We start from the raw sequence: 16,745 nt of genomic DNA, 5'->3' as shown, positions 1-16,745 counted from the left end.
CAGAAAAAAAGCTTTTATATTCATTGTGTTTGTTTAGATGTCATTTCAATCTTTACATAGGTAAAAATAATAATTGTATCCAAAGGAACGATTATAAATCACTTTTTTTTGATATAGTTTTTAGCGATGAATTTTGAAAATACTAATGATACTAATGAAAAAACTTCTGTTACTGATAGAATTCTACGGTTTTAATATTCTGGTTTTCTAAATATTTTTTTATAAAAAAACGGTGTTTAAACCCTGTGAGCAAAATGATTTTTTTTCCGGGATTCTCTTTGTAGTATTTGATTACATTTTTTGCGATGCCTTCATTTCTGATGTTTCCTTCAAAATTTGACCAGTTATTGAAGTATTCTTTATATGTAATAGTGTCTTTTTTATTTTTACTGCTCAGTAATCTGAATTTGGTAAATTCATTATGATTATTCACAATGTCTCTTGTCCGGTTATACTGATACTTCATCAGGCTGTCGACAATGGCGTCTGACTGTTTTGAATTAACAGTTTTCAAATCCTGTTTAGCAATACTTTCCACAGCATCCCAATAACTGTTGAGTTTCGATAAATTCTTTTTTTCCTGATCGGAAAGCTTTATTTCTCCTTTTTTATCTAACTCTTCTAGTTTATTAAAAACAAAACCTGCTTCCGAATAAATTCCCAATTCTTTTCTGTAATTGTTTCTGCCTTCTAATTCAGCAGGCTTAATTTGCACGCCAGGGTTTTCCTTCTGGTATTTCAAAGTCGCCTGAAATTCATTATTGTTGATACCATCGAAGTCAGTTTTTAGCACATTCTCTTTTTCAAAAATACTGGATTCTGCTTCCAGTAATATGATATCGGGTTTAAAATCCGATAATATGGTATAAACTGATTTAGCATTAATATTCTCAGCACCGTAATGTATGGTTCCTAAAATTATAACCCGGGAGTCTTTATAAGGATTGATGGAAGTGCTGCAAGAGATTACAAAAATGGATGATAAGATAAGAGATAAATACTTCATGGTTGTTAATTATCTGGTAAAAATAATAATTGTATCCAAAGGAATGATTATAAATCACATTTTTTTGAAATAATAAGTGATTAAGATTTGAATATAAATTATAAGATCATATGATGGTGAATATTTCTCTAAGTGTAAATCAAAATCTATTTTGAAAAAAAATTACAGCTATTAGGCACTTTAAATCACTCGTGAGTGTAAATGAGTGTAAATCTGTTACTGAATTTTGATACGTAATAAATACGTTTGTGTAAATTAATGAGGAATACTTTCAACTAATTATCATAGACGAGGATTAAAAAATGAGAATGAGCAAAAGCTATTTTTCAAGAACTGTAAAGGGTATATATGAGACAATTTCATTCTGGGGGATTGATCATAATGCCAGTGAAATTGAAAAGGATTTTACAATTTTAATTAATCAATATCTTGCTTTATTAACGCTTATTTTCTTTTCACATGGAATTGCTATTTATACTTTTATAGCACTTACTGTGGATAGTCTCTTTTTACTCTCAATATCTTTGTTATTTGCAGTGTCTTATGTTATAAAGGAATACAGGAAGAATAAATATGTTATTTTAATAACAATGATTGTTCTAAATTTTATTATAACCTATTACTCTTCTTTTTGTGGTGTTGAGAGCTGTGTTTTTTTATTTTATTTTCCATTGTTTCTGGCTATTCCTTTTTTTTTGAACTACCCCAAAAATAAAATTGAAATTTTTATTATTTCCATTATCATATTAGGAAGCTTGTATATATCTGCTATATATAATTTTAATCTTATACCACAGTCGGATCTAGTTTTGAAATACCATTATCAAAATAAGTTGCTGATTATGAATATTACATTTAGTTTACTGATATTTAGAATTACTTATTATTTTGTGGGGGAAAAGAAGAGAGAAGATTATATGCTGGTTGATTTTAATGTCACTAAAGATCAGTATATTAAAGACTTGCAGGTTAAGATTGAGTATTTAGAAGAACAACACAAAAAAGAAAAATTATCAGAATCAGATATAAGTGAGATAATAAGACTGGCTCAGACTAATGATTCTATTTTTATTGAACGTTTTGATCTGTATTTTCCAAATTTTTTTAATATCATAAGAAGCGTATCGAAAACACCTCTTACTATATCAGATCTATATTTATGTGCCATGCTAAAGCTCAATTTTAGCAACAAGCAGATTGCATTATACAGTAATTCTACCGTCAAATCAGTCGAAAGCAAAAAGTACAGATTAAGGAAAAAAATTGAAATCCCGGCTGATCAGGACTTCACGATCTGGATAACATCTGTATAAAATTTCCAATTTATATTAAAATTTATTTTTTTAGACATAAAAGTATTACTGTAAAATTTCAGAATATACTTTTATATTTGATTATATATATGCAATATTTATAACATTACTTTCATTTCTATTTTAATCATTGCCCATAAAAAATATGCAAAACAGAATTATTAATGAAGAAGAAAGTATTCATTGTCTCTATATATATTTGGTCAACAAATACCTGTATTTTCTGTTTTGTGTATTTCTTATTTTCTCATTGTTTATCGGATTGTTTCTAAAGGATATACCCATATCTCTATTCCTTATTTTTATTTCATTCAGTTTTCTTTTAATTGGAAAGATTAAGAAATCTGACTGCTCTAAAAAAGTATTAAATACTCTTGTGAGTAGTATCATTATAGCACTTACATTTCATATTAGTTTTTTCCATGTCTATAATTATAAAGATGTCGGAGATGAATATTTCTATTTTTCCTTACTTTTTGCTATTCCTTTTTTCTTTGATTATAAAACTCAGAGAAATATTGTTTATGTATTGGTATTGGTTATTTTGTTAAATTTTGTTGTTGTTGAATCTTTTGATTTGAATTTTATTCCACGAAACAGATTCTTAAAGGATACTGATTATAAGGTTCTGAGGCTTGTTAACGTTATGATGGCAGTCACCACATTTTTTTTTCATATTGGTTTTATTGTGGATAAGGACCACAAAATAGAGCTTTTGATAAAAGATATTAATTCAAAAAAAAAGCGGATTGAAGACTTAGCAGCTGCCAATAAGGAACTGAACAAAAAGACTACGATTATTCAGGATCTTGTACAAAATAAGGTTAAAGAAATTAGTGAACTGGCTGAACAAAAATCACCTCTTTTTCTGGAAAAATTTCAATTATTCTTTCCTGATTTTATACCCGCACTTCTTAAAATTAATCCGGATCTCGTGCCTTCCGAACTGCAAATGTGTGCATTGATAAAACTAGAGTTCAGGACAAAAGATATAGCCATTTGTACTGATTCTACTGTAAAATCTGTTGAGAGTAGAAAATACAGAGTAAAGAAAAAACTCCATATACCGGGTGATGTAAATATTGACTTCTTTCTAAGTCAGCTGTAACTCTGTGTACCAGATTCTCGCCTGTTATTGTTAGCATTTTCAGGCTTTCCCTTTTACCGGAATATACCTTTTTTCACTCGTGAGTGAATATAAGGGTATGTAAATAATACATAGCTTATTAATCAATATAACTTTGTACAGCAATATTATACAGGATATAATATACCTGCCCTAAAATTCAAAAACACAATAAATTCTTCTCTTAAAAATATTATCCTCTGTACTGTAAAGTACCGATAATATGCTAACAGATTGTTGAAAAACCTTTAAAGAATATAAATACAATGAGAAAAAATGACAAACAATTGATGAATCAGACTGAAAAAAAAGATTATAAGCCTCCTGTTATAGGTGTTTTGTATGTGACAATGGAGCAGGGGATTGCAAGTTCTTCGGCACAGATTGTTCCTGGTGGCTCTACCAATACACCTACAATTACGGATTGGGACGAAAAAAAAGATGAACAAAACTGGGAATTTTAAAACACAACAAATACAATCGATTATGAATAATATAACTACATATAGAAGCTGTAGCAGAATATTCTCAACATTGTTCTCGGCTTTGCTTTTAACGTTTTCTGTAGCAAGTTGTTCACCGGATAATAACGGGGCTTCATCTGTTGGGGGTGAAGGAATGAAAATGGTGATAAACGTAGACGGCGTAATAGGAACAGAAGTTATTCAGCCAGTTAGTAAAATGGCAGTAGCATCGGTGAGCAGTAACATGTCCCTTACAGGAAGTGCGATTGGTGGAAATGCTTCCGGACTAACTACGACCAGCGGATTTATTGCTGATGCCAAAGCAGAACAGGTTCCTATGGAAGCAACGGCAGGAAACCAGATTCTGAAATCAGCAGTTGCAAGCACAGGTAACCTGAGTAATAATCTTATAGCAGCTACACAGCCAATGCCGGTAGGATATACCTACCGTATACTTATTTATGACAAGGCTACGGGGCTGCTATGGAAAACCGTACAGGCTACTTCTGGTACTCCAGTATCACTGGATGCTGTAAAAGGAGGAACCTATACATGGTATGCATATTCCTATAATAACAATGAAGCAATACCTGAACCGACAAATACAGCAAACCCTGCTATCGATACAGCAATAGATAAAGATTTGTTATATGCAACAGGAGAAGTAGTAGTTGCTAAAACTCCGCAGAATCAACAGGATACTTACAATGTAGCGATTACGTTTCAGCATAAAGTAGCACAGGTAAGTGTAAAAGTGGACGCTTCAATATTAGCGGAATATGCAACCATTAATAGCTTTAAGGCAAGCTTTGCACAAAATAATTATCTGAAAAAAGGAACTTTTAATATTAAGGGAGGGAGCATAAGTAATTTACAGGTTATTCCGACAACAGATATTTTTACAACACTGTCTCCTACAAACGTATGGGAAGCTAATTATTATACTGCAGATCCTGCAGCTTTAACTTCATATAAAGTAAATATAGATGATCTGCAGGTACATTTTACTGATGCAGCACCTAGTGTAGCCGACAGAAATCTTGCTACTTACAATGGATCGGCAAATAAGCCTTCATTTACCTACAATTTTACTTCACCGGCTTCCGGGCAGCGTTTACTGGGAGTTGCCAATTTATGGTATATGCTGACTTCAAAAAGAATCCTGCATATTTCAAATAACACAACTTATGGTTATGCTTTAGAACAGGGGCGTTCATGGGCGTTTTTGAATGCTAAAGAAAATTTTGGGAACCTCTCTACAAGTTTAGTGAAAATGGCACCATGGACTCCTGGAGGGGGAGCCTGGATTGGCGGTAATGCTACAGATGATAAAACAGAAAACTGGGTAAATTATAGTGCGACTACTACCGGTGACAATAATATTATCAATAAAATTAATCCTGCAGATGCATCCAAAAAACCGGATATTATAATTCTGGGATATGATGTTCTTTATATAAGACCGGCTGTAGCAACAGCATTACTGGACTATATTAACAATAACGGAATTGTCATCATGTTGCTTCAGGATAGTGTAGGTCCCGAAAACAGAAGTTTCTTTAACAGCTTATTTGGCGTTTCAAATATTACTCTGGATTCCAATGGTAGTGGCGGTGCCATGTATCCTTTGGTAGGAACAAATTCTAATGACAAAATACTGAATGGTCAGGTAGGAGATGCACGTGGGCAGTATTGGGGAGAAGATGCCGGTACAACTCTTGGAATTGTAAATGTTCCGCTAAGCCAGGTAACTGTATATTCCTACGGACAGGCCATCAACAGAACGGGTTCTAATTCAGGAATTACAATGTTTAAGCACAATACCAAGAACTTTTTCTATATAGGTGATGGTGGCTTTGTTTCCAACGGGGATCTTACTTCAGCCGTCATATGTCCGTTTAATTATGATGCTACAACCAAAAGACCATTACCAAAACCATACGGAGATGCAGGAAATGGCTATACTGCGCGGAGTAAGAGCGCATATAATAGTGTTGTAATGGGGAATATTATGGTATGGGCTGCGAGAACATCTGAATTTAATGGTTTTAAACCATGGAAATATGCAGCTCCGCCAACTCCGTAAACGAATAATTAAAGTATTGACTAAAAAATCATCATTCATTTGTTTGTAAAACTGTTAACTGATTTCCGGCATAGCCGATAAACGACAATATTATCATCATTCTTTGTTTGTTAACAAGTTTTATCGGGTAGTCCTATAAGGATTACCCGATTTTTGATTTAGGTATTATTCTTTATTTCTGTTTCCTGTATTCTCCGGGGGTTACACCTCTGTGCTTTTTAAAAAGTTTTGAAAGATGGCTTTCGTCACTGAATTGTAATTCATAAGCAATTTCGCTCAGACGGATACTGCTATGGCGCAGATAGTTTTCTACAAGCTTCAAGCGATAATCCAATAAATAGTCCTGATAAGAGATACCTGTCTGCTGTTTGAAATACTCGCCGAAATAATTCTCGGAAATTCGGAAATGTTCAGCGATTATCGGAATACGCAGTTTTTCTTTGTCCTTTATATACTGTTGGATATAGGTAATGATTTTCATAATAGAAAATGCTTTCCGGTTTTTTTCTATATCAGACGTTTCGCTTTTAATAATATTGCGGGTAATAAGATTCAGTAAAATAGAAATACTGTTTCTGATAATGAGATAGTCCTCTGTTTTGTTTCTGTACTCCCGGGCTATCTGGAGAATAAGGGTTTCCGCAAAAGACTCATCATTTTTATTTCGGAATACACATCCTGCACGCGAGTGATGGTTATTGCTAATATATTGTAGCTTATATAGGTTCTCACAACTTTCTATACGGTCAGCTTCGAGACGTATTTTGTCGATAAACTCAACGGGACACTGAATGGCTATTAGTTGTGCATCTGCACTTCTGAAATGATAAACCTGATACTGAGGAATTATAATGAGTTTTCCCTTTGCAAAATTTATCTTATGGTCCTCATAAGAGAGTTCTCCTTCACCTTTCACAATATAAACGAGGCTAAGAAAAGCCTGCGTTCGGAACTGAATGGATTCATGAGCCAGCTTTAATTCTTTTACTGTAATATTTTCAATATGCAGGTTTTTCATATCCGGGCACTATATATTCCTTCAAAAGTACAATTTTAACCGTATTAAAAGCGGGTATTTTTGCATTAAAAAAATGAATGCTTATTCAAAAAGATGGCAGGCACTGGGCTTTCTGGTTGCAGGAGCTTTTTTATCGCCATTGGATTATTTTATTGTTAATATGGCCTTACCGGCTATACAAAAGGCTTTTAAAGCAACAGATCAGCAATTGCAATTGGTGGTAGCGATCTACGGACTGACTTATGCTGCATTGGTCGTGTGTGGCGGAAGGTTGGGGGATATCTACGGAAGAAAGAGAGTATTTAGCTTTGGATTGTACATTTTCCTGTTTTCCTCTATAGCCTGTGCCTTTTCGCCTGATATTTCTATGCTTATTGCTGCCAGACTTTTTCAGGGGATTGGAGCTTCTCTTTTGGCTCCGCAAGTACTGGCTTCTGTTCGGGTATTGTTCAGTAGTACCGAGCAGCCAAAGGCGGTAAGTATTTTTAGTTCAGTATTTGGTCTGGCTTCAGTAGCAGGCCAGTTATTAGGTGGGCTTTTGCTTAATCTGGATTGCGCAGGTTTCTCATGGGAAATGGTGTTTCTGGTAAATGTTCCGGTTACCATTGTTTGCATTGCAGGTATTCATTTTACAATGGATAATAATAAAGATCTAAAATTATCCAGTATTGATTATAAAGGAGCATTGCTGCTCATTCTTGCATTGTTACTCTTTATCTGTTCGCTTATTTTCGGACGGGAATACCATTGGGCATGGTGGATATTTGTTATTATGATAACAGGGCTGGTTCTTGCAATTGTTTTCTTCAGATATGAAGTGAAACTATATCGGCAAAACAGACCTGTTCTTATAGACCCCACCTTATTACTGGATAAGCGGTTTTCATTAAGCCTGCCTGTTATATTTTTCTACAATTTTACAGCGGGGTTGTTTATTTGCTATCCTTATTATTTACAGCAATACCTGCATTACTCACCAATGAATACAGGACTAGCTATTGTTCCTTATGGATTGGCATTTTTCCTTGGTCCTTTAATTTCTCAAAGAGTAAAATTTCCTGTCAATACTTTAATTTATATAGGTTTGGGATTACTTATAATAGGTTTTTCAACGAGTTCGATACTCTTTTACCTATGGCAGAAACCTTCTCCAGTAACCAATATTACATTATTTCTGGCAGGGCTCGGTCATGGCGTGATTATGCCGGTTATGATGCGTACCGCTATTGCACTGGTTAGTAAAGACCGGGCAGGGCAGGCATCTGCATTAGTTAGCATCAGCATGCAGGTTGGAGGTGTAACAGGCGGTGCCATTATCGGAACTGTATTTTTTAGTACAATAGATGTTTTAAGTTTTCCAAAGGCTTTTGCACTGGCTATTTTAATGATTGCCTTATTTCAGATTACCGGGGTCTATATTAACACCAGGCTGACAAAATATATCATAAACAATAACGACTAAATATTATAACAAAATGGACAACAAAGAAAAAATCGTTGCAGAGCTGAGTGGATTCTGCGAAAATATCGAAAAATGGTTCAGGGGAGAAGATGATCAGAAAACTTTATACCATAAGATTCTCTCTGGGTTTTCGCCAGATTTCAGAATGATTAATGGTGATGGCGATGCTGTATCGTTTGATATGTTTTCCGATTGGCTGCCGACAGTGTATGGTAAATTTCCATCGCGCAGTGTTGCACTGGAAAATGTAGATATTCAGTATTCTGATAAACACGGTTTAGCAACGTATGAAGAAATACAAATTACCGGAGATATAAGTAATCAGAGAAAAGCATCTGCTGTTTTCCTTTTAGAGGAGGATAAAGCATTGTGGCTGCATCTTATTGAAGAATGGATCCGATCTATTCTTCAATAAATTGATAAAGCCCTCAAACGAGGGCTTTATTTACATATCATGTTTAAAGTTTATTGCAGACTATACCAAAACGCCATGCTTAGAGGTTATACCTTCCGGCAGATCGTCTTTATTTTCACCAATCATCTGGAGCATATCTATTTCAATGGTTCTGCAAATGGACAGCATTGGAATATCGAACATTAACCCGGCAAAAGGGTTTTCTGAATAATCACCTACTAGTTCCATTACGATATAAATCCAGCCGATAATAACACAGAATGGAATGCTAAGTAGTATTCCCCAGTTTCCTAATTTGGCAAATTCATTCACAAGCCCTAAAGGCAACAGCATCATAAAAATGACATTGAATATAAAAGCTGTACTGGCAAACTGTCTTGGTGAAGGGAACTTTTTAATTCTTTCGGCCTGGCCCTGATAATCGTAAAACAAATTCAGACATTCCTGAAGCTGCATTTGATTGAAATCTGAGATGTCCTTACTGTTTTTTAATTCATTCACTTCTTTAGCCTGTTGTGATATCAGGTAAGTGGCAAAGTTCTTATACTCCGATTGCAATGCTACTTCTTCTTCAGAAAGATATTTGTTTAAGAAAATAGGTGTTCTTCCATAATCCGGGAATCCGGCCTTAATAATCCTGTTACGCCTTTGGTCTACATTCACCCCGTGTTTCTCAATACTGATGTGTTCCCATTCGGTAGGAACCAAAAGCTGCTCACGGAAAGTATACAACCATGCAATATGGCGGTAGGCTAATTTTTTTCTTTTTTTCTCCAATTCCAGATCGCTTTCGTCTGCAGTATTAAAAGCATAAAGCATGGAAGTAAAGGAACGGCTGGAGTTGACAATGCCACCCCATATTTTTCTTGCCTCCCATAATCTGTCATAGGCCTGGTTGTTTTTAAAGCCTACATAGAACGCCTCGGCAGTACCAATAAGTGCTACAGGTACCCATGGAATAACCATCCATTGCCATTTAAAAAAGTAAAAAAGAGCTGCCACAAGAGTACACCATACTGTAAGTATAATAACATGGAGCCCCGAGAGGTTAAGGATTTGTTTATAATTAATGTATTTGGTTGTGATCATAAAGATAAATGTGTATCGGTGCAAACAAAATAAATACCAAAATAGTGAAATTATGGTGAGTTAATAGCTATAAATTGCACATCGTTCAGGTTGTCAGATTATAATAGTTTACAGATTAAAATTAAAAATTATAATCATACACTACTAAATATATTTTGTTAATGTTTAGGGGTGCTTTTATTAGATAACATTATCCCGGTCTTTTATTTATCCGGTATTACAGCATCAAAAACTCAATAATAAATAAGATTAAAAAAACAGAAAACAGTATTTCTTGATGTATGTTAAGGAGATGGTAATCTGGTTTTTCTATTTTTGTCTCCGAAAAACAACAGAATTTATAAACAATATAATAATATGAAAAAAATTAGTGTATTAGCATTAGTAGCAGTAGGATTGCTTGCGGCATCGTGTAACAAAGCAAAAACAGATACATCAGTAGCTACAGAGCAGTCGGTTGCAGAAAGCAAAGGAGAAAAGTTAGCTGTAGATACAGTAGCTTCTGTAGTAAACTGGAAAGCTTTCCACAAAGGCGGATTTGCACCTCGTTGGGGAACTCTTAATGTAAAATCAGGAGACCTGAGCATTGAAGGTGGACAGGTAGCAGCGGGTAACTTTATTATTGATATGACTTCTATTAAAGTAGATCCGGCTTCAGTAACAGAAGCAGACAAAAAACCTGCAGAACTTGAAGCTCACTTGAAGAATCCTGACTTCTTTAATGTAGAGAAAAACCCTGTTTCTGATTTCAAAATTACAAGCGTAGCAGATTTGAAAGAAACTCCAAAAGATGCTGTTGCAGGAGCTAATAAAACAATAAGCGGAAATCTTACTTTACTTGGAAAAACAATGAATGTTACATTCCCGGCTAAAGTAGATGTTACTGCAGATGCAGCGGCTATTCAGGCTAAGTTCACTGTAAACAGAACAGACTGGGGTATTAAATTCGGTACGACTGAATCTGATCCGGCTGAATGGATGATCAGTAAAGACATCGAAATTGCAATTGATGTAAAAGCTAAAAAATAAGCGATTATATTTAAAATTTTATATACCAGAAAAGGCTTAAACATTGTTTAAGCCTTTTTTGTTGTGTGTCTTGTATAAGTACTTTAAATTTTATAGTTAATACTCTTCGATAGTTTGGTTCGTCAGGCTCACCATAGACTAAGCTCACTACAGACTTAACTGAGAGTTACATTGCTTGTCTCAAATACCTTCTTTTTATAAATGTCAGGCTGAGCCTGTCGAAGCCTAATATTTTTTTGAATTAAAATTAAACAGATTCTTAATTACAATGTTCTTGTTCTATTAGATGTTCAGGTATTATACATCTTCCATTACAATATATCTGTTTTTGTGGACAGATATTATCTCCAGCTTTAATTTCTTTTAGCTCATTTTTAATTAATTTTTTCATAATTGCATTTTTAATTGGTGATATGTAAATGTATATATAATTCCCTTTAATATGATTTAACATAAAAAAATAATTTCAGATAGATAGAATAACTAATAGAGTGCTTTATTTATACAAATAAGATCCTGCAAATGACTGTTTGCAGGATCTGTGTCTTTAAAGCAGGAGATCTGCAACTAACGGAACAAAACCCTCTTTAAAGAAGTGAAAAAATGATATATATGTACTTTTCTGACAGGATGAAATTTGCCCGTTTTATTTTAGTTTTTTTCCTCTCATATGTTTGTCATTACTTTCATCCGAAAAGCGGCTTTCTTTATCATGAGCAGGCTTTAGACCTCCGAATTGCCAGCTGAAAGTAAGCGTTGCAGCTCTATTATAATATCTGTTTATATTGGTGCTCTGAAAAGTGGGTGCAAATGCATAGACATTTTCTCTAAATGCTTTCTGGAATGGATTGATAATAGCAAGGGTAAGGCTTGCTTTATTATCCAGAAGCTGTTTGCTTATCGCAAAACGGTAAGAATAATTAGCAGAATTTTTCCCCTGCAGCGTAATGAATCCATTTCCGTAATCTCCCGATATGCTGAGGTTTAAATTATCCGGTAATGCTATGGTATTACTCAGACTCGTGGTGAAAAAAGTTCCGGTATTGTTCAGTCCTAAAGATTTACTGCGAAACTGAAGGTAAAAAACTTCAGCATTGGCATTTACAGTCCATTTTTTCACAGGGCTAAAAACCGTACTGATATTAGCTCCCAAACGGTTGTTTTCTCCAATGTTTGAGGGAGTGGTATAAGATATTCCTTCCTTATTAACCACCGTAACCGGCTCAATAGAGTTTTTGTTGAAATTGTAATATACACTACTGGTTAATGAGGCTTTCTTAGCAGTTATAAACACATGGGAAAGTTCTATATTTCTGGTTTGTTCAGGCTCCAGATAAGGATTTCCGGAAGTAATATTCAGCGGATCACTGGCATTGCTATACGGATTGAGATCCATAATCCACGGGCGGCGTATCCTTTCTGTATAATTGAATTTAAGTTCATGGTTTTCATTAAGCTTTTTTACAATCAGTAAATTTGGAATCCAATTTGTAAAGTTTCTTTTAAAAGGAGAACCGGACTGGAAATTAGCATTTACAAATGTCTTCTCCAGTCTTATTCCGGGACGGAAAGTCCAATCGTTATCCGTTTCGAAATTCAATGTCATATAGGCTGAAAATACATCCTGTATATACTTTATATTACCTAAACGTGAAGGATCTACGGGAATATGACTGTTAATAACTTCATACGAACTTTGGGATCTGTTTTTATAATAACGGACACCGGTCTCCAACAGAATCTTTCCGGAAGTATTTAACGGCTGAGCGTAATCGGCCTGTATGCTCCATTCTTTCTCAGACCCTCTGTTGGGGCCGGTTTCGCGGAAAGCCAGCTTGCCGTCCATTTTATATTGTTCGGTCAGATAGTCTGAGAACTCAGCAGAGTAGGATGTTTGTGCTACCAGTTGCAGTTCCTGTCCTTCGCGGCGGAATTTTTTCTGGTAGTTTAAAACCCATTCCTTGTAATCGAATCTTCCGGATTGTTTTATTTTCTGGAGGTATTCATCTGTAACCGAGTTATTGTTATAGCGATTGTACAGGTTTCCTTTTTGTGGCCAGGATCCTTTCCAATAAGAGAAGCTGGTTTCTATAGTCTGAAGGGAATCCGGCTGATATTTAATAGTAAGTCCCGCCGAACCGCCTTTGTCGGTCTGAACAGAATTTTTCCTCTGAAAAAGATGACTTGTTTGCTGCTGACCAGACAGAGATATACGTTTCGTTTCAGCAGTTGATTCCTCACGCTCTTCGCTATAGTTGCCCATAGCCGAAATAGTAAATTTTCCCGTTGCTATATTTAAAGCAAGATTGCCGGATTGTTCCAGGTTTCCTCCGGATAAATCCAATGAACCACTGGTGCCTTTTAATTTTTTCTTTGTGATAATATTGATGACACCACCAGCGCCTTCAGCTTCATATTTAGCTGAGGGATTTGTAATCACTTCCACAGAAACAATGGAACTGGCCGGAATCATCTTCAGTGCTTCTTTTAGGTTTTTGGCCATAATCCCTGAAGGGATTCCGTTAATCAGTACTTTGATATTAGAATTACCCCTTAGTTTCAGTTCTCCGTTGGCTCCTACAGTAAGCATTGGTGCTTTGCGAAGGACATCAGTCGCATTTCCCGATTTGTTACTGATATCAGAATCTGCATTGTAGACGATTTTGTCCTTGCCGTTTTGTATGAGAGGTTTCTTTCTGTTTCCCGCAATTACAACTCCTTTAATGTTGCTGCTCTTTTCTTCCAGAGAGATTCTGCCGAGATTAAGGTCTTCATTTTCCAGATTTATAGCTTCAGAATTATAATCATTGTAGCCTAAATAGCTGATTTTTATATTTATTTTCAAGTGTTTGGGAATCGAAGCAGAAAATGAGCCGTCTGCAGAAGAGGTAATGGTATGCAATACTTTTCCGGTTTCAGATTTTAAAACAATAACAGAACCTGAAAGAGTTTTATTATCTGCACTGTTGACTACAATACCTTTTATTTTTACAACTGTTTCGGGAGTTGTTTGTGAGAATAGTTTGCTTGGAATTACTACAAGGCCTAATATCAGACAGTACCACCAAAACATCTTTATCATTTTCATAATGCCTTGTTTTAGAACTGCAAAGCAATCATAAAGCCTATAGAAACTGAAATTTAAATGATGAAACATCTGATAAACATGTTGTAATGTGTTTGTCATTTAGTATTTGCATATTACATGAAAATGAATCTATTTTGCTGTATAATAAAAAGTTAATGGCTAAGGCAGGAAAATGGTATAAGAAGCGATATTTTGACGAAATAATTTTCTTTAGTGCAATATTCATATTGACAATGCTTCCGGATTTTATTAAGCCTGTCTCCATGATATACCTTGTCAAAAATCTGGTTTTCCTTGCATTGCTTTATGGTCAGGCTATCTTACATCGTTATTTTATATTTCCTTTTTTAATGGCCAAAAAGTATGTATACTATTTCGTTAGCGGCATATTGTTCATTATTTTGGGAGCAGGGGTATTATTAGTTCTTGACTATTACTGGGTGGATCCTGAATATTATAAATCAGCAGATGTAATACTTCTTAAAGATTTTCTGTATAATATTGTCCTGTGTTCAATTAGTATAGCAGCATTTCTTTCCTTATTTCTGATACGTAATTATTCCAGAGAACTCGAAAAGAAAAATAAAGCCCAGCTGATGCTAAGTGAGATGAATATCAAATATCTTCATGCTCAGCTTAATCCGCACTTTTTCTTTAATATGCTCAATAATCTTTATGGCGTTAGCCTGACGGAGCCATCCAGAACTCCGGAGCTTATCCTGAAACTTTCTGATCTAATGCGTTATCAGCTGGAAAATGCAAATAAGGATATTGTAAATTTGAAAGAAGAGCTTTCTTTTATCCGAAATTATATTGCAATGGAAAAGGAGAGGGTTGGTAAACGCTGCCTTATAGAATATGATATCGAAGATAAAGAAATGAACGCCCATCATTATCAGATTGCTCCTCTGGTGCTTATTACGTTGGTAGAGAATGCTTTTAAACATAGTCTGACCACCGAGCGGGAATGGTTTGTTAAAATAATGGTTCAACTTGAAAATGGAGTTCTGAGAATGAGTGTGCATAATTCTATGCCGGATCAAAATCTTAAAACAAGTTCTACAGGCATTGGTTTACTTAATATCCGCAAACGCCTGGAGCTTCTTTATAGTGGATATTATATGCTTGATATTATTGAAAATGCAGAGGAATATCAGACTAACCTGGTCTTAAGTTTAAAATATTACAATCATGAGTAAAATTCTTAAATGCCTTATCATAGATGATGAAGAAGGGGCTCATCTGGTACTCCGTCATTATATTAAAGACCTGAAGCAGCTTCAGCTAAAGGAATCCTTTTATAATCCTGTTGAAGCTATGGATTATATGTATGCCAATCCTGTTGATCTTATTTTTTTAGATATTAATATGCCTGGAATGAGTGGGCTGCAGATGCTGAAAGCATTGCGCAATCCTCCTCTTGTTATTCTGACAACGGCTTATAAAGAATATGCTTTAGAAAGTTATGAATACAGAGTTGTCGATTATCTTGTAAAACCATTTGATCTTGCCAGGTTTATGGCAGCAATAGAAAATGTGTTTTCCAGATTGCCACAGTCTGTTGAGCCTTCAAAAACTCCGGAAAGCGATCTGATTCCGCAGGATCCTTTTATTATCCTGAAAGTTGATGGTAATGTAGTTAAAATCAGCTATAATGAAATTATATACATCCAGAGCTGGGGAAACTATGTGAAAGTTTTTACTGCAAACAGTTATTTTTTAAGTCCTGCAACAACTGCAGAAACAGAACAAAAACTGGATAAAAAACTATTTATGAGAATTCATAAATCGTATATCGTAGCACTGAAACATATCAGTAAAATTTCAGGTGGACAGGTAGAATTGGATACCGGACTTGTTCTGCCTATAGGTAATACTTATCGACGGGAACTTCTTGAATATTTTCAGTAAGAACTCATTTAATTAACAACTGGAATTCAGATAATCTTCTTAGGTTATCTTTACTATTTCCCTTTTTCTGTTTTCTTTGCATCATTTTTTATGTTGTGAAATATCATATATATGGGCAACAAAATGCTTACTACTCCTGCTGAGGATGGAATCAAAATACAAACTTATTCTAAGGGACTAATTCTTACAAAAAATAAATTTTTGATTTGCTTTTCTTACCATTCATATTAATTGTTGTGTTAAGAAATAGTAGATATTATTTACTAAATATTGAGAATAATCAATTAGTAAAATCTTATTTTAATACATATATCGTTGTAACGTATTTATTATTAATAGGATAAGATAATATTTGTAAATTTGCAGTCGTTTTTTTAATTATAAAAACGGTTGATTTTTAAATAGTTATGTATTAATTATTATTTGGAAATAGCTTTTATTAAATTAAGATGCTTAATGTAATGAGCAATTTTGTTTATTATCATTAAAGAAAACGAAGAAAGATTAAAATGTATATAAATGAATGATTTTGAAAAACAGGAGTATATAACTCCAAGAGTAGGCTCGTTTCTTATAGAAATGGAGCAGGGAATAGCAACCGGATCTGCCAGGGTATTGCCTCCAAATTCGGGTGGACAGGTTCAGGAAGAGTGGACGCAGGACCCTGATGATAACCGAACAATTGAATGGTAAGTAAATTTTTTTGAGTATGATGTAAATTTATTAATTCACAAACAA

15 protein-coding genes are annotated in these 16,745 nt (G+C 34.6%); 10 read left to right on the top strand and 5 right to left on the bottom strand.

Translation table 11 applies throughout. The features are described from left to right. Positions 1–169: 169 nt before the first annotated feature. A complete protein-coding gene (locus ATE49_RS18135) occupies positions 170–1,006 on the bottom strand; it encodes a hypothetical protein (protein WP_065083238.1) in 837 nt (278 codons plus the stop codon). Between the two features lie 842 nt (positions 1,007–1,848). Between ATE49_RS18135 and ATE49_RS20640 the strand changes: the two genes are divergently transcribed. From ATE49_RS20640 to ATE49_RS18115, 4 genes are all read left to right on the top strand, one after another. Beyond that, on the top strand, positions 1,849–2,319 hold the full coding sequence (locus ATE49_RS20640; RefSeq protein WP_260256198.1) for a hypothetical protein: 471 nt from the start codon (positions 1,849–1,851) through the stop codon (positions 2,317–2,319). Between the two features lie 145 nt (positions 2,320–2,464). Beyond that, positions 2,465–3,427 carry a helix-turn-helix transcriptional regulator gene (locus ATE49_RS18125; protein ID WP_065083236.1) on the top strand — a complete coding sequence of 321 codons (963 nt, stop codon included), beginning with the start codon at positions 2,465–2,467 and terminating at the stop codon, positions 3,425–3,427. Between the two features lie 284 nt (positions 3,428–3,711). Beyond that, on the top strand, positions 3,712–3,909 hold the full coding sequence (locus tag ATE49_RS18120; protein WP_065083235.1) for a hypothetical protein: 198 nt from the start codon (positions 3,712–3,714) through the stop codon (positions 3,907–3,909). 22 nt (positions 3,910–3,931) lie between these two features. Beyond that, complete coding sequence (locus ATE49_RS18115; protein ID WP_065083285.1) at positions 3,932–5,995, top strand: fimbrillin family protein; 2,064 nt, start codon at positions 3,932–3,934, stop codon at positions 5,993–5,995. 172 nt (positions 5,996–6,167) lie between these two features. Here the strand turns inward: ATE49_RS18115 and ATE49_RS18110 are convergent, their stop codons facing one another. Next, positions 6,168–7,013: a helix-turn-helix transcriptional regulator gene (locus ATE49_RS18110; protein ID WP_065083234.1), complete on the bottom strand. Its 846-nt coding sequence runs from the start codon at positions 7,011–7,013 to the stop codon at positions 6,168–6,170. 73 nt (positions 7,014–7,086) lie between these two features. Between ATE49_RS18110 and ATE49_RS18105 the strand changes: the two genes are divergently transcribed. After that, entirely contained in the window at positions 7,087–8,475 is a 1,389-nt protein-coding gene (locus tag ATE49_RS18105) for an MFS transporter (RefSeq protein ID WP_065083233.1), read from the top strand. A 13-nt stretch (positions 8,476–8,488) separates the two neighbouring features. Then, a complete protein-coding gene (locus ATE49_RS18100) occupies positions 8,489–8,890 on the top strand; it encodes a hypothetical protein (RefSeq protein WP_065083232.1) in 402 nt (133 codons plus the stop codon). A gap of 60 nt (positions 8,891–8,950) precedes the next feature. Here the strand turns inward: ATE49_RS18100 and ATE49_RS18095 are convergent, their stop codons facing one another. Beyond that, positions 8,951–9,979, bottom strand: coding sequence for a bestrophin family protein (locus ATE49_RS18095; RefSeq protein ID WP_059154361.1), 1,029 nt, complete (start codon positions 9,977–9,979; stop codon positions 8,951–8,953). Positions 9,980–10,336: 357 nt separating this feature from the next. Between ATE49_RS18095 and ATE49_RS18090 the strand changes: the two genes are divergently transcribed. Next, positions 10,337–11,008, top strand: a complete 672-nt coding sequence (locus tag ATE49_RS18090) for a YceI family protein (protein ID WP_034871526.1) — start codon at positions 10,337–10,339, stop codon at positions 11,006–11,008. Positions 11,009–11,267: 259 nt separating this feature from the next. Here ATE49_RS18090 and ATE49_RS20635 read toward each other — a convergent pair whose 3' ends face one another. Beyond that, complete coding sequence (locus tag ATE49_RS20635) at positions 11,268–11,399, bottom strand: hypothetical protein (protein WP_260256197.1); 132 nt, start codon at positions 11,397–11,399, stop codon at positions 11,268–11,270. A 255-nt stretch (positions 11,400–11,654) separates the two neighbouring features. Further along, on the bottom strand, positions 11,655–14,096 hold the full coding sequence (locus tag ATE49_RS18080) for a TonB-dependent receptor domain-containing protein (protein ID WP_065083230.1): 2,442 nt from the start codon (positions 14,094–14,096) through the stop codon (positions 11,655–11,657). 155 nt (positions 14,097–14,251) lie between these two features. On the opposite strand from ATE49_RS18080, the gene ATE49_RS18075 reads away from it, so the two are divergent. The 3 genes from ATE49_RS18075 to ATE49_RS20410 all read left to right on the top strand — a co-directional run bounded on the left by ATE49_RS18075 (position 14,252) and on the right by ATE49_RS20410 (position 16,700). Further along, complete coding sequence (locus tag ATE49_RS18075) at positions 14,252–15,295, top strand: sensor histidine kinase (RefSeq protein WP_065083229.1); 1,044 nt, start codon at positions 14,252–14,254, stop codon at positions 15,293–15,295. Beyond that, positions 15,288–16,007 (top strand): LytR/AlgR family response regulator transcription factor, encoded by a 720-nt coding sequence (locus ATE49_RS18070; protein WP_065083228.1) that lies wholly within the window; start codon positions 15,288–15,290, stop codon positions 16,005–16,007. The genes ATE49_RS18075 and ATE49_RS18070 overlap by 8 nt, the downstream gene beginning before the upstream one ends. Positions 16,008–16,526: 519 nt before the next feature. Further along, the gene (locus ATE49_RS20410) at positions 16,527–16,700 is read left to right on the top strand and encodes a hypothetical protein (RefSeq protein WP_169817121.1); all 174 of its coding nucleotides are present in this window, start codon (positions 16,527–16,529) and stop codon (positions 16,698–16,700) included. Positions 16,701–16,745: the final 45 nt, after the last annotated feature.

The organism is Elizabethkingia miricola (assembly GCF_001675285.1).
In the GTDB taxonomy this organism is placed as follows: Bacteria; Bacteroidota; Bacteroidia; order Flavobacteriales; family Weeksellaceae; genus Elizabethkingia; species Elizabethkingia miricola.
Note: the sequence above shows the minus strand (reverse complement) of the source record. Positions and strands in the feature narration are given on the sequence as shown.